This window comes from Jiangella asiatica, assembly GCF_004349065.1.
Lineage (GTDB): Bacteria > Actinomycetota > Actinomycetes > Jiangellales > Jiangellaceae > Jiangella > Jiangella asiatica.
The window spans coordinates 16,362-31,211 of record NZ_SMKZ01000050.1 but is presented as its reverse complement, the minus strand read 5'-3'; the positions used below and the strand labels follow the sequence as shown (position 1 = coordinate 31,211).

Annotated in this window: 10 protein-coding genes and 1 pseudogene; 9 read left to right on the top strand and 2 right to left on the bottom strand. The window is 70.9% G+C overall.

Annotated features, from left to right (window positions below):
* Positions 1–198 precede the first annotated feature (198 nt).
* From E1269_RS25585 to E1269_RS33935, 6 genes and pseudogenes are all read left to right on the top strand, one after another.
* Positions 199–900 carry a DUF305 domain-containing protein gene (locus E1269_RS25585; RefSeq protein ID WP_131899905.1) on the top strand — a complete coding sequence of 234 codons (702 nt, stop codon included), beginning with the start codon at positions 199–201 and terminating at the stop codon, positions 898–900.
* A 690-nt stretch (positions 901–1,590) separates the two neighbouring features.
* A complete protein-coding gene (gene treS, locus E1269_RS25580; protein ID WP_131899903.1) occupies positions 1,591–3,315 on the top strand; it encodes a maltose alpha-D-glucosyltransferase in 1,725 nt (574 codons plus the stop codon).
* Entirely contained in the window at positions 3,312–4,715 is a 1,404-nt protein-coding gene (locus tag E1269_RS25575) for a maltokinase N-terminal cap-like domain-containing protein (protein ID WP_203434069.1), read from the top strand. Before treS ends, E1269_RS25575 begins: the two co-directional genes overlap by 4 nt.
* Before the next feature lie 193 nt (positions 4,716–4,908).
* Positions 4,909–5,532: a dihydrofolate reductase family protein gene (locus tag E1269_RS25570; RefSeq protein WP_131899901.1), complete on the top strand. Its 624-nt coding sequence runs from the start codon at positions 4,909–4,911 to the stop codon at positions 5,530–5,532.
* Positions 5,533–5,542: 10 nt separating this feature from the next.
* The gene (glgB, locus tag E1269_RS25565) at positions 5,543–7,411 is read left to right on the top strand and encodes a 1,4-alpha-glucan branching protein GlgB (RefSeq protein ID WP_239001026.1); all 1,869 of its coding nucleotides are present in this window, start codon (positions 5,543–5,545) and stop codon (positions 7,409–7,411) included.
* A gap of 82 nt (positions 7,412–7,493) precedes the next feature.
* Positions 7,494–7,634, top strand: a pseudogene (locus tag E1269_RS33935) (hypothetical protein); the annotation flags it as partial.
* 67 nt (positions 7,635–7,701) lie between these two features.
* Here the strand turns inward: E1269_RS33935 and E1269_RS33930 are convergent.
* Positions 7,702–10,458 carry a S8 family serine peptidase gene (locus tag E1269_RS33930; protein ID WP_131899897.1) on the bottom strand — a complete coding sequence of 919 codons (2,757 nt, stop codon included), beginning with the start codon at positions 10,456–10,458 and terminating at the stop codon, positions 7,702–7,704.
* A 262-nt stretch (positions 10,459–10,720) separates the two neighbouring features.
* Between E1269_RS33930 and E1269_RS25555 the strand changes: the two genes are divergently transcribed.
* The 3 genes from E1269_RS25555 (at position 10,721) to E1269_RS25545 (ending at position 14,077) form a co-directional block, all read left to right on the top strand.
* On the top strand, positions 10,721–13,282 hold the full coding sequence (locus E1269_RS25555) for a M14 family zinc carboxypeptidase (RefSeq protein WP_131899895.1): 2,562 nt from the start codon (positions 10,721–10,723) through the stop codon (positions 13,280–13,282).
* Between the two features lie 269 nt (positions 13,283–13,551).
* Positions 13,552–13,743, top strand: coding sequence for a hypothetical protein (locus E1269_RS25550; protein WP_131899893.1), 192 nt, complete (start codon positions 13,552–13,554; stop codon positions 13,741–13,743).
* 19 nt (positions 13,744–13,762) lie between these two features.
* Positions 13,763–14,077, top strand: a complete 315-nt coding sequence (locus E1269_RS25545; RefSeq protein WP_203434068.1) for a TetR/AcrR family transcriptional regulator — start codon at positions 13,763–13,765, stop codon at positions 14,075–14,077.
* Here E1269_RS25545 and E1269_RS25540 read toward each other — a convergent pair.
* Entirely contained in the window at positions 13,963–14,847 is an 885-nt protein-coding gene (locus E1269_RS25540) for a putative protein N(5)-glutamine methyltransferase (protein WP_131899891.1), read from the bottom strand. The two genes, E1269_RS25545 and E1269_RS25540, sit on opposite strands and share 115 nt — an antisense overlap.
* Positions 14,848–14,850: the final 3 nt, after the last annotated feature.

The window sequence follows — 14,850 nt, the reverse complement described above, 5'->3', positions numbered from 1 at the left end:
CGCCGCTCGCCTTCTCCAACGATGTCCGGTCATGGGCACCTCGCAGGGATCGCTGGGACTGACCCGATCATGGTCAAAGGTGACAATAACGGTGCGAAAGGGTCGTGGCTACACTTTCCGCGTTTCTCGTCGAAACTTCTGTGTATCGTCGCGATGTCATGATCCGTCCGGCTTGCGACGCCGGGGCGAGGAGGAACGATGGCGAGGTCTCGACGGGCTGCTCCCCGCGTCCCCGGTCCGGCCGCGGGCGCCGCGTTCGCCGCCGCCACCGCCCTCGCCGTCATGACCGGCTGCGGCGGATCGGACGACTCCGCGGACCGCGGCGTGGCCCCCTCCACCTCGACGGCGACGTCCGACGCCCGCGTCATCGTGCCCGGCCGCCCGGGCGAGACCGCCGAGGTCATCGAACCGGGTGAGTCGTTCGAGATCATCGAGGGCGGGTACAGCGAGACCGACGTACGCTTCGTCGAGCAGATGATCCCGCACCACCGGCAGGCGGTCGCGATGGCCCAGCTGGCACCAGAACGCGCCGAGGACGAGCGGGTGCTCCTGGTCGCCGACCGCATCGCGGCCGGCCAGTCGCCGGAGATCCTGGCGCTGGAGGCTTGGCTCACCCAACGCGACCTGCCGGTCCCCGCCGAGACCGACGGCCACGACCACGGCGACCTGCCCGGCATGATCACGCCGTTCCAGCTCGAGCAGCTGCGCGACGCCTCCGGTGCCGAGTTCGACGAGCTGTTCCTCACCTACATGAGCCAGCACCACGCCGGCGCCCTGGAGATGGCCGATGCCGAGGTTGCCGGCGGCACCGACCAGACGGCGGTCGAGATGGCCACCGACGTCAACGCCACGCAGTCCGCGGAGATCGCCCGCATGCGCGAGATCCTCGACTCCCTTTGATCGCCAACGATCCGGTACATCACCAGGCGTTCTCGCGCCTCACCATGCCTACAAGCCTGGTGAAGCAACACACACCCTGGTGATGTAGCGGATCGTTGATGATCACGAGGCGCAGCGGAGCCGGGACCCCGACAGCACGGCCGGAACCGTGCCCACGTCCCGGCCCGAGAACGTGAGCTGAACCACGTTTGCGGGTTCCGTCGGCGCCCTATTTGCGAAGGTCCCGGTGTGCTGTGGAGAATGGGAAGAAATACGACCGACACCGCACTCGCCAGGGTGCTCTCCCATAGCGAACACCGTGCCTCAGACTCCCCCGTTACAGCAGGTCAGAGCCTTGACGCCGACCGGAGCCTCGAGTGTCGCCGATGACACGCGCGAAGTGCTTGGCGCACGGCTGACGCGCATGAATATTATTCGCCGGGCACACCCCGCCCGGAAACGTCTGCGTAATCTGCACGTTGCACAGATCACCGAATCGCGTTGATCGTTCAGCACGACCCCTGATCCGCCCCACCGGGCGTCCGGGCATGGTGGATCCCGCCGCCGCACCACCCCGCAATCCGACAAGACGCACACGTTCACGAGAGGTCAGGACGTGCTCACCGACTCGACCGCGCCCGTGTTCCTCCCGGCGCAACCCGGCACTGGGACGACCGACGCTGGCCCTCTTACCATCGAATGGTGTCGGTCATGAGCGAATCGCCCTCGCAGGCGGTACTCGCCGAGCGGCCCGATTGGGCGCTGCCGGCTCGGGGCACCGACCCCGAGTGGTTCAAGCGAGCCGTCTTCTACGAGGTCCTGGTGCGGTCGTTCTACGACTCCCAGGGCGACGGCGTCGGCGACCTCCAGGGCCTGATCCAGAAGCTGGACTACCTGAAATGGCTCGGGGTCGACTGCCTCTGGCTGCCGCCGTTCTTCCCCTCCCCGCTGCGCGACGGCGGCTACGACGTCGCCGCCTACATGGACGTCGCGCCCGAGTTCGGCACGCTCGAGGACTTCTCCGTCTTCGTCGCCGAGGCGCACAGCCGCGGCATGCGGGTCATGACCGACCTGGTGATGAACCACACCAGTGACCAGCACGCGTGGTTTCAGGCCTCCCGCGAAGATCCCGACGGCGCCTACGGTGATTTCTATGTATGGGCCGACGACGACACCGGCTACCCCGAAGCGCGCATCATCTTCAACGACACCGAGACGTCGAACTGGGCGTTCGACCCGGTGCGCAAGCAGTACTACTGGCATCGCTTCTTCAGCCACCAACCGGACCTCAACTACGAGAACCCGGCCGTGCACGAGGCGATGCTCGACGTCGTGCGGTTCTGGCTGCGCCTGGGCGTCGACGGGTTCCGCCTCGACGCCGTCACGTACCTGTACGAGCGGGAGGGCACCGACGGCGAGAGCCTGGCCGAGACACACGCCTTCCTGAAGAAGGTGCGCAAGGTGATGGACGACGAGTTCCCCGACACCGTGCTGCTGTGCGAGGCCAACCAGTGGCCCAGCGACGTCGTGGAGTACTTCGGCGACCCCGACGTCGGCGGCGACGAGTGCCACATGGCTTTCCACTTCCCCGTCATGCCACGGATCTTCATGGCCGTGCGGCGCGAGTCGCGCTACCCGATCAGCGAGATCATGGCGCAGACGCCGCAGATCCCGGCCGGCTGCCAGTGGGGCGTGTTCCTGCGCAACCACGACGAGCTGACGCTGGAGATGGTCTCCGACGAAGAGCGCGACTACATGTGGTCGGAGTACGCGAAGGACCCGCGGATGAAGGCCAACCTCGGCATCCGCCGCCGCCTCGCGCCGCTGCTCGAGAACGACATGAACCAGGTCAAGCTGTTCAACGCGCTGCTGTTGTCGCTGCCGGGCTCTCCGGTCCTGTACTACGGCGACGAGATCGGCATGGGTGACAACATCTGGCTCGGCGACCGCGACTCCGTCCGCACGCCCATGCACTGGACGCCGGACCGCAACGCCGGCTTCTCCACCGCCGACCCGGGCCGGCTCGACCTCCCGGTGGTCATGGACGCCGTCTACGGATACCAGGTCACCAACGTCGAGGCGCAGATGGCGAACAAGTCGTCGCTGCTGCACTGGACCCAGCGGATGATCGAGGTGCGCAAGCAGAACCCGGCCTTCGGGCTGGGCGACTTCGTCGACCTCGGCGGGTCCAACCCGACCGTGTTGACCTACGTGCGAGCGTTCGGTGACGACGTCGTGCTGTGCGTCAACAACCTGTCCCGCTTCCCGCAGCCGGTCGAGCTCGACCTGCGCCGGTTCGAAGGCATGCAACCGGTGGAGCTCATCGGCAGCGTGCGGTTCCCCGCGATCGGCGAACTGCCGTACCTGCTGACGCTCGGCTCGCACGGCTTCTACTGGTTCCGGTTGGCCAAGCTGCCGGAGGAGACGATGCCGTGAGGATCGATGCGGGCCTCGCCGAAGCGGTCGCGCTGCTGCCGGAGTGGCTGCGCCATCAACACTGGTTCACCGGCAGCCGCACCGGGCCGATCGAGGCGCGGGCGGTCTTCGCGACCCTTCTGCACGAGTCCGAGCCGCGGCTGTGGCACGTGCTTGCCGAGGTCCGGCACGCCGAGGGCGTTCAGATCTACCAGGTCCCGATCTCGGTGCACCCGCACCGCGCCGACCGCCTTGACCACGTGCACCTGGGCCGCACCAGCGAGGGCCACGTCTACGACGCGTTGCACGACAAGGACGCCACCGCGATCCTGCTGAGCCACTTCGCCGACGGTGCGCCGGTGGCGGACGGCCTCACGTTCCACGTGCAGAAGGGGGCCACCGTCCCGCTCGGCCAGCCGTCGCTGGTCATGCCCGGCGAGCACCACAACACCAGTCTCGCCTACGGTGACGCGTCCATGCTCAAGGTCTTCCGCCGCATCGAGCCCGGCCGCAATCCCGACGTGGAGATCCACGAGGCGCTCACCGACGCCGGCTGCGACCTCGTGGCGCCGCTGGAGGGCTGGGTCGACGGCACCTGGCAGGACCCCCAGGACGGCTCCGAGCGGACGGCGAACCTCGCCATGCTGCGCGGCTACCTCACCACAGCATCCGACGGCTGGGCACTGGCCACGGCGAGCGTCCGCGACCTCTACGCCGAGGGTGACCTGCACGCCGACGAGGTCGGCGGCGACTTCGCGGCGGAGTCCTACCGGCTGGGCATGTCCACCGCCCGGGTGCACGAGACCCTAGCCGAGGTGCTGCCCACGGGCACCATGTCCCCGGCCGACCTCGCCGCGCTCAGCGCGGCGATGAACCGCCGGCTGGACGCCGCCGTCGTCATCGTGCCCGAGCTCGAGCCGTTCGCCGCTGGCCTGCGGGCCCATTTCGACGTCCTGCGCGACCGCACCGAGGCGGTGCCGGTCCAGCGCATCCATGGCAGTTACCACCTGGGGCAGGTACTGCGCACCGTCGTCGGCTGGAAGCTGGTCGACTTCGAGGGCGAGGTGCTGGCCAGCGCCGAGGAGCGCCGGGCACCGCACTCGCCGCTGCGCGACGTCGCCCAGATGTTGCGCTCGTTCGACTACGCCGCCCGGCACCTGCTGATCACCGACCACCCGCCGGAGGATCCGGCGCACGACCAGATCGTCTACCGCGCGCAGGAGTGGACCCAGCGCAACAGCGAGGCGTTCTGCAACGGCTACGCCTCGGCGTCGGCCACCGATCCGCGCGGCGATCTGGATCTGCTCACCGCGTACGAGGCCGACAAGGCCGTGTACGAGGTGGTGTACGAGGCCCGGCGCCGGCCCAGCTGGCTGCCCATTCCCCTGGCCGCGGTGGAGCGGCTCGCGCAGCCCCGCTGACCCCTGGCGGTGCTGGGCTACGGGGTGAGCAGGTTCTCCGCGGCCCCGCCCGACATCGTCCTGGCGCCGCACCCGAAGCCGGCCGAGCCGAGCCGAGCCGAGACTACGATCTCGTCGAGTGGGTCCCAAGCGCCGATCGGATGCTGACCGCGGAGACGATCCGAACGGACGAGAACGACGAGGAGACGGGGACATGGGTGAGCTGCACGTCAACATGAACGTCACGCTCGACGGCGTGATCCAGGCCAACGGTGGACCCACCGAGCAGGACAGAGACTTCGAGTACGCCGGCTGGGAGCGCCCGTTCTGGGATCCGGGGTCCGGCGAACAGGTGAACGCGGACGTCCGGGTATCCGACGCGCTCCTGCTGGGTCGCACGACGTACGACATCTTCCGCGCCTACTGGCCGGGCCAGCCCGACGAGATCGGGCGGGCCTTCGACCGGGTCCCCAAATACGTCGCCTCCCGCGGCACGCCGGAGCTGTCCTGGGATACCAGCACCCAGATCTCCGACGCGGCCACCCAGGTGCCCGAACTGCGCGAGCGCCATCGGCAGATCCACACCTGGGGCAGCGGGAACCTGCTGCAGACCCTGTTCCGCGAAGGCCTGGTCGACCAGGTGAACCTGTGGATGTGTCCGGTCGTGATCGGGCAGGGCAAGAAGATCTTCCCCGACGGCACAGCACCCACCAGGTTCGCGCTGGCCGAACCGCCGAAGGCGTTCGCGAAAGGCGTGCTGCTGCTGCGCTACCGGCGCCTCGATGGCCCTCCGGAGATCCGCGACACCCACCACCGACCACAGCCCTTCGACAGCTAAGCTCGTCGGAATGATCGATGCGCAGCAACTGCTGGGCGAGGTCGACCTCCACCTCATCGGTGAGGGCCGGCACGAGCGCCTCTGGGACGTCCTCGGCGCGCACGTGACCAGCATCGACGGCGTCGAAGGAACGGCATTCACCGTCTGGGCGCCGAGTGCCCGCGCGGTCGAGGTGGCAGGCGACTTCAACGGCTGGAACGGCGGCGCCAACCCGATGACGCGGCTGAGTGGCGGCATCTGGGCAGCCTTCGTTCCCGAGGCCGGCGACGGCGCGTTGTACAAGTACAAGGTGCGCGGCGCGGACGGGGTGTGGCGCGACAAGGCCGACCCGATGGCGTTCCGCACCGAGGTGCCGCCGGCGCGGGCATCGATCGTGCACCGGTCGCACTACGTGTGGAACGACGACGTCTGGCTGGCCGGGCGGCCCCGGTCGGCCCATGACACGCCGATGTCGGTGTACGAGGTGCACCTGGGCTCGTGGCGGCGCGGACGCTCCTACCGCCAGGCCGCCGTGGAGCTGGCCGACTACGTCACCGACCTCGGCTTCACCCACGTCGAGTTGCTGCCGGTGGCCGAGCACCCGTTCGGCGGCTCGTGGGGCTACCAGGTGACGTCGTACTACGCGCCGACCGCCCGGTTCGGCACCCCCGACGACTTCAAGTTCCTGGTCGACACCCTGCACCGGGCCGGAATCGGGGTGATCCTGGACTGGGTCCCGGCACACTTCCCGCGCGACGACTGGGCGCTGGCCCGGTTCGACGGCACCCCGCTCTACGAGCACGCCGATCCGCGCCGCGGCGAGCATCCGGACTGGGGCACGTACGTCTTCGACTTCGGCCGGCCCGAGGTGCGCAACTTCCTGGTCGCCAACGCGCTGTTCTGGCTGACCGAGTACCACATCGACGGCCTGCGGGTCGACGCCGTCGCCTCGATGCTCTACCTCGATTACTCCCGGCCGGACGGCACGTGGCTGCCCAACGTCCACGGCGGTCGCGAGAACCTCGACGCCATCGCGTTCCTGCAGGAGACCAACGCGACGGCGTACCGCTCCGTGCCGGGCATCGTCACCATCGCCGAGGAGTCCACGGCCTGGCCCGGCGTCACCCGGCCGACCCATCTGGGCGGGTTGGGCTTCGGGCTGAAGTGGAACATGGGCTGGATGCACGACTCCCTCAGCTACCTGTCGCGAGACCCCATCCACCGGCAGTACCACCATCACCAGATGACGTTCTCGATGATGTACGCGTTCAGCGAGAACTTCGTGCTGCCGCTGTCGCACGACGAGGTCGTGCACGGCAAGGGCTCGCTGCTGCGCAAGATGCCCGGCGACCACTGGCAACAGCTGGCCAACCTGCGCGCGTTCTACGCATTCATGTGGGCGCACCCGGGCAAGCAGGTGCTGTTCATGGGTGGCGAGTTCGGCCAGGAGTCGGAGTGGGCGGAGTCCCGCGAGCTCGAGTGGCACCTGCTCGACCGCCCCGACCACGCCGGCCTGCGGCGGCTGGTGGCCGACCTCAACCGCGCCTACCGCGACGCGCCGCAGCTCTGGGCCCGCGACGCCGACCCGGCCGGCTTCGAGTGGATCGACGCCAATGATGCCGCCGGCAACGTCTTCTCGTTCCTGCGCCACGGCCCGGACGACGAGGTGCTGGTGTGCGTGGCCAACTTCTCCGCGCTTCCCCACGAGGGGTACCGGCTCGGCCTTCCCGTCGCCGGGCGGTGGCAGGAGCTGATCAACACCGATGCCGGCGTCTACGGCGGCTCCGACGTGGGCAACCTCGGCACCGTCAGCGCCGTCGACGAGCCCTGGCACGGCCGGCCCGCGTCGGCCCGGCTGCGCCTGCCGCCCTTGGGCACCCTCTGGCTCCGCCCCGGCTGACCGGTGTCGCATCCTGCGATGACTGATAGCAGAGTGCCAGCATCGATCGATGAGCACGCGCAGCCTCTAGGTCCGTGACGTCCCGGACGACACCCACGCCGTGCTGCGCACCCGAGCCGCCGCCGAGAGGATGTCGGTGTCCGCATATGTGCTGCGGCTGATCCGTGGCCGCAAGATCGCCGATGCCGCGCCGGCCGGCGTGGAGATCCGACTGCACCTCTGACGCGTGATCGACAGGGCGCCGGTACCCGTGGCGGGGTAGCGGCGCCCTCTCGATCAACCAGACGACGTCAGCCGTCGCGGTCAACCGTGATGACCGGCGAGTCCCAGGTCTCCACGTGGTCGGGGTTCGACGGGTCGCCCAGCGGCGCGGTGGCCGTCAACCGCAGGACGTAGCGGCCGTCGGGCACTTCGACCCGCCGGTCGGTTCCGGTGCCGCGCGGCCGGGTGCCGTCCCAGACGTAGGGCGTGAACGCCGTCGCCGCGCCGCTGCGGCCGACGAAGTCCTCGGACAGGACGGTGTTGAGGCTGCCGGCGTACGGACGCCCGGCCGTGCCGTCGGCCCTGGCGTGGAACAGCTGCACCGAGACGTTCTGCGCCTGGTGCTCCAGGTGCGCGATGATCACCGGGTAGTCGCCCTCCGTCATCGTGAACGTCGCGCCGTCGGGCAGCAGCGCGTACTCGCCTCCCATGGTGCAGTCGACGCCGACGTACCGGTCGCACGCGGTGACGTCGCCGAGGCCCGGCAGCCCGAACCCGGCGTCGGTCAGGATCGGCAGGTCCTGGTAGTCGCCGATGAAGCCGGCGTACGGCACCCGCAGCGGCTCGCCGTCGGCCGGGGTCAGCACGAGGTAGCCGCCGTACTGGCCGAGAGCCGGCTCGTCCGGTGCGGTGACCGTGACCTCCAGCGACGCCTCGCCGCCGGCCGGCACCGTGACGGAGGACGCGCCGAAGTCGACGGTGGCCCCGCCCAGGTAGAAGCCGGGGTTGTTCGGCGCGTCGCCGGTGCTGACGGTGTCGATGTGCGATAACTCGTAGGTGACGTCGGCGTCGCCGGCGTTGGTGAGCGTGAGCGTGCGCGTCGCGGGGCCGGTCTCGCTCTCCCCGAGCGACACCTTGCCCGGCGTGACCGCGGTCTCGGCCAGGATGGCGGCGTCGACGTCGAGCATGCCCGCGCCCTGACGGAGCGCCGGCTCGACGTAGCCCTGGTCCGGGACGAGCGACCAGTCGGCGGGATCGGCGTGGTTCTGCAGCACGTCGCGCACCTCGCCCACCTCGAGCTCCGGGTGGGCTTCCAGCAACAGCGCGACCGCGCCGGCCACGTGCGGCGACGCCATGGAGGTGCCGGAGATGACGGCGTAGCCGTCGCTCTCCAGCGGGTAGGTCGACCGGATCAGCCCGCCAGGTGCGCCGAGGTCCGGCTTGAGCGTCAGGTCGGCGGCCATTCCGTAAGAGCTGAACGACGAGATCAGCCCGCCGGTGACGTTCTCGACGGTGGTCGTCTCGTCCGTCCACGTCAGCGTGGTGGTGCCGGCCGCGATGCGGCTGTCCAGCTCGAGGCCGTCGGCCTGCGAGACCGCGACGACGGGGATGGTGACCGGGGGGTCGGCCGGGGTCGTCGGCGCGACCGTCGGGGCGAAGGCGCCGGCGACGTTGTTGTAGAGGACGACGGCCGCGGCGCCGGCGTTCTGCGCGTTGATCGCCTTCTCGTAGAACGAGCAGGTGCCGCGCTCGATCAGGGCCGCGGTTGCGGTGAGGTCCGGCAGCGGCCCGGTCGCGGTGCACGCGTCGGCGGTCGCGGCCGGGGTGCCGGTGCGCGACATCGGCAGGCTGCCCTCGGTCGGCACGTCCGGCGCGGCCGCGGCCGGGCTGTACCCGAACTCGCGGTCGTCCGGCGACGCGGTGAACATCTGGGCGTCGTACTCGGTGTTGTCGAACGACGCGACACCGATGACCTTGTCGCCCACGCCCGGGGCACCGGCGGACCAGGTGCCGGAGGCGCCGTTGTTGCCGATGGAGGCCACCACGACGATGCCGGCGTCGGCCAGCGCGTCGCTGGCGACGGCGGTCGGGTACTCCGGCCAGGTGACGAAGCCGGCGCCGAGGCTCATGTTCACGACGTCCATGCCATCGGCGTGCGCGCGCTCCAGCGCGGCGAGGATGATGTCGGAGGTCGTCGAGCCGCCGCAGCCGAAGACGCGGTACGCGCCGAACTCCACGCCGGGAGCGACACCGAGCACGCCGCCGGTGGCGCTGTCGCCGTTCGCGCCGACGATCCCGGCGACGTGACTGCCGTGTCCGTTGCAGTCGTCCGGGTTGTCGTCGGGCTGCGGTGTCGGCTGATAGGCGGCCGAGGTGTCGTCGGCGTTGTAGTGGTCGCCGACGAAGTCGTGGCCGGCGACGACCCGGTCGGTCGGGAACACCGTGCCGCCGGGCTCGCCGTCGCCGCCGAGGTCCGGGTGATCGATGTCGATGCCGGTGTCGATGATGCCGACCTGGAGGCCCTCGCCGGTCAGGCCCAGCTCGCTCTGCGCGATGTCGGCGCCGGTCATGCCGAGCGCGGAGTCCATGGCCGGCACGGTCTGTGCCGGGTCGGGCGCCTCGACGGCGACCACCGGGTAGACGGCGGTCACCTCGCGGGAGCCGGCGATGCGCGCGATGTCGGCCTGCGATGCGGTGACGGACAGTCCGTTCCACAGCCGGTCGTAGCGGTAGCGGACGTCGAGGTCGGCATCGAGCGTCGCGGCCTCGGCGAGGAGCCGGTCCTGCTGGCGCCGCGCCGCCGCACGGGTGCCGCCCTCGGCCACCGGCTCACTGGTGAGCTCGACGAACCAGGAACCGGTCGGCGACGGCACCAGCTCGCCGTCGGCGGCCGGGGCACCGGCGAGCTCCGCGGCCGAGCCGAGGTACCCGTCGGCTGCCGGATCGGCGGAGACGGCGGTGAGCGAGACCAGCGTCCCGGTCGTCAGCGCGATCCCGGCCGTGGCCGCCAAGCCGGCGCGCCGGATGACGGCCCGCCTGCCGGGTGCTCTCGATGGTCGTGTCATCGACGCTCCTCATGAAGTCGAAAGGCATGACAAGCCCCGCCGATCGGGCGGGTCGAACCGTAACCTATGGCCGGGTTCACCCCGATTGGAAGCCGATGACGGCAAGTCGCTCGATTTTGTCACGGAAAGTCATCCCGAAACGGGCGGCTCGCTGTGCCGCATATCGGACGGATCGTGATCGCCGGCAACTCTTGTCACGGCCGGCCCGGAGACGCCAGGATGATCAGCACCCGCGCAGCCCGCGATCAACGAGGGAGTCGCCATGTGGACTCGCACGCTGCCCGTCGCCGGCATCGCGGGTGTGATGGTCACGGTGACGACGGCGCTCGGCGCCACCGCCGATCCCGTCGCCGACCCCTCTAGCGGCCCGTCCGCCGGCGTTGGCACGCTCCAGCCGGCGGTGCGCGCCCCCGAGGATCGGTCTCGGCCGGCGACGTCGCCGCCGGCCGACGCCGGGACCGGTGCGCCGTCAGCGGAGGGCCTGCCGACGCCCTTCTCCGTCACCGCGGCCGACCTGCCCGGCCAGCCCCATGACGACGTCATCGAGGACGTGCCCGTCAACCCGGACGACGCCTCCATCCCGATGAACCTGACGCCGTACCACGCGATCCCGCCGGCGCTGCGGGCGCTGCAGGAGAGCGAGCGGGTCAGCGTCGAGATCATCGGTCAGTCCGCCCTCGGCCGCGACCTGCACCTCGTCGTCGTCACTTCGCCGATGACCGACGCGGAGTGGGCGGAGTGGCAGCGGCTGTCCGACCTGCGCACCGACGACCCCGTCGCCGCCATCGCCGCGTTCGAGGCCGGCGAGTACGACGACTGGAAGTCGCCGCTGTTCGTCAACAGCAACATCCACGGCAACGAGTGGGAGGGCACCGACGCGACCCTGCAGGTCTTGGACGACCTGGCGTTCTCGTACGACCCCGAGGTCGCCGAGCTGCTCGACCAGCACGTCATCGCGATGGTCGTGACGAACAACCCGGACGGGCGGATCGCTGGGACCCGCGCCAACGGCAACGGCTTCGACATCAACCGCGACTACATCACCGCATCGCAGCCGGAGTCGCGCGCCGTCCGCGACCAGCTCATCCGCTACGACCCGCTGACCATGCTGGACGAGCACGGCTACACCGGAACGACTCTGATCGAGCCGACCACCGGGCCGCACGGCGAGAACTACGAGTACGACCTCTACATCCGGCAGGCCATCCGCAACGGGCTGGCCATGGAGGCGGCGGTGCTGGCACTCGGCGAGCCGAGCGTCACGGAGGTCAACATCCCGTTCCGCAACCAGACCGACGGCTGGGACGACTGGCCGCCGATCTTCACGCCGATGTACGCGATGTACCACGGCGCCGTCGGGCACACCGTCGAGATCCCGCACAACCCGCGCGACGAGCCGGACCCGGCGATCCGGCACGAGTACACCCGCATCAACACCGCCGTCGCCCGGGCCACCATCGAGGCGAACTTCGCCTGGGCGCACGAGAACCGGATGAGCCTGCTCGCCGACCAGCTGGAGATCTTCCGGCGCGGCGACGCCGGTGAGGCGTCGCGGCCGATCGACGACGAGCTGGCGCTGTCGCTGGCCCTCGGTGAGAACGGGAAGACGTTCCTGCAGGACTACCCGCGGGCCTACGTCATCCCGGCCGAGCGGCGCGGAGACGCGGCCGCCGCGCGACTGGCGCAGTTCCTTCTCGACAACGACGTCGAGGTGCATCAGGCGCGGCGGCCGTTCACCGCCGGCGGCGAGGTCTATCCCGCCGGCTCGTACGTCGTGGACCTGCACCAGTCCAAGCGCGGCCTGGCCAACACGATCCTCGACGTCGGCCGCGACGTGACCACGAACTTCCCAACCATGTACGACATCTCCGCGTGGAGCCAGGGGCACCTGTGGGGCGCGCCGGTGGCGACGGTGCCGGCTGGTGGCTCGCTGGACGTGCGGGCACTGTCACCGCTGGAGTCGGTGGCGCCGACGGGCTGGGTGGCGCCCGGCCGGCCCGCTCACTACGGCTTCAGCGGCGACACGTTGGCCGGCATCCAGGCGGTGAACGCGTTCGTCGCGTCGGGGGTGCCGGTGCGGCGAACGGGCGACGGGACATTCACGGTGCCGGGGTCGGCGCGCGGTCTTGTGCAGGACGCGGCGGCAACCTACGGCATCGCCTTCACCGCGCTCAGGGCGTCGGACGTGCGTGGGGCGGTCCCCGTCGACGTGCGCCTGGTCGGGACGAGCGCACCGGCCGGCGAGCTGCACGCCTTGGCCCGGATGGGCTTCCCCACCACCGACATCAACGCCGCCGGGTTCAACACCGGCGAGTACGCGTTCGACGACTTCGACGCGCTCTACGTCTCGACCAGGGGGTTCAACCCCGTGCAGCTGGACAGCACGCAACAGGAGGCGTTCGCGGCCTGGCGCGCGGCCGGCGGCACGATCGTCGCACGCGGCGAGGACGGCGTCACGTTCAACGAGCTCGCCGGGCTGCTGCCGGTCACCGCCGTGCCGGCGCGCAGCGACGCGAACGGCATCGTGGCCGTGGTCAACGACCCGGCCTCGCCGGTGACCGGCGGCGCTCTGCCGTCGTCGTTCGTCAGCGAACCGCGCCACTTCACCGCCCTGGGCGACGGCGTCCGCGTCGACCAGCGTCTCGGCGACGAGGGGTTCTTCCTCGCCGGACACTGGATCGGACAAGAGGCCGCCGCCGGCCAGCCCGTCGTCGTGAGCGGCGTCGCCGACGGCGCGGACGTCACCCTGTTCGGCACCGAGCCCCTGTACCGCTCGCACCCCGAGGGCCTGTTCCCGCAGGTCGCCAACGCCCTCTGGCAGTAAGGCCATCCCGCCGGCGCGCTGCTCCGCCAGAGGGCTGTTCGCCGGCCGCGCGCCCCGCCGCCCGCCGCGCTCGGCGGAGCAGCTTTCGCGCCGCCCCCTGCAATGAGCACATATGCGTACCGCCCGCGTGCCGCGTGCTCGCCGGACGGGGCGAAGGCGGGTGGCGGATCGCTGCGGCTCGCCGAGCCCATCCCCAGGACTGCGCACGCTCCACCAGGCATGCAAGCCTGCTGAGGCACACACGCCTCTCCGTCGCCTGTCACCCGGGCGTGGCGAGGTCGAACCTGACCGCGACCGGGCCGGCGGTCGGCGGCGAGTGCATCGGCCCGTCCGGCGTCGCACAGTCGCGCGGTGCGCCCCGCGTCGTCTCCACCAGCCCGCAGTCGCACGACCTGGCGACCGCCGGACGGCTCTGCACGGCGTCGGAGGAGCTGACCGGCGTGCGCTTCCTCTCCAGGTAGGAACCTCAGGCTGATCACCGTGCCGGAACGGACCAGGAAGACCTGCCACCATGGCGGCCTGCGCGACGCCATGATCGACGAGGCCGTGGCGCTCATCGCCGAGCAGGGCATCCACGGGTTCTCCATCGCCGAGGCGAGCCGGCGGGTCGGCGTCACGTCGGCGGCTCCGTACCGCCATTTCTCCGACCGTGACGAACTGGTGGCCGCGGCGACGCAGGGCTACGCGTCGCTGTTGCTCGACGGCACCTGGGGCACCGGGGACGACGCGGTGGAGGCCGCGGTGTCGCGTGCCTCGGCCGCCGCCGCGGCGCTGGCGGCCGGCTGGCCGCGCTGAACATCGGCGGTCGACCGGCCGACGACGACGGTCGCGTCACCCTCGTCGTCGTGCTCGACGGCGGCGGTCAGCCCGGCCGCTTCGACGGCCGTCGCGGCCGCGGCCGCCTGCCCCTCGCTCAGTTCGAGGACCAGGACTCCGCCGGCCCTCAGCCAGACCGGTGCGGCCGTGGCCAGCCGGCGCACCAGGTCCAGCCCGTCGGCACCACCGTCCAGCGCCTGCCGCGGCTCGTGGACCCGCGCCTCCGCCGGCATCAGGCCGATCGCCGTCGTCGGCACGTACGGCGGGCTGGCCACCAGGACGTCGACGCGCCCGCGCAGCGTCGGCGGCAGTGCAGCGTCGAGGTCGCCGAGGTGCGCCCGCCCGCCGACGGGTTCGACGTTGCGGCGGGCGCACGCGACGGCGGCCGGGTCGACGTCCGCGGCGTGCAGCTCGACCCCGTCGACCCCGTTCACCACCGCCAGGCCGATCGCGCCGGTCCCGCAGCACAGGTCGACCACGACAGCACCCGGCCGGACCCGGCGTCGCGCCGCCGCGACCAGGAGCTCGCTGCGGTGCCGCGGCACGAACACGCCGGGGTCGACCTGGATGCGCAGCCCGCAGAACTCCGCCCAGCCCAGGACGTGTTCCAGGGGCAGCCCGCCGGCCCGCTGCTCGACCATCGCCTCCACCTCGGCCGGCGTGCGGGCCGTGTCGAGGATCAGCCTCGCCTCGTCCTCGGCGAAGACGCAGCCCGCCGCGCGCAGCCGCGCCACGATGTGGGTGGTCACGCC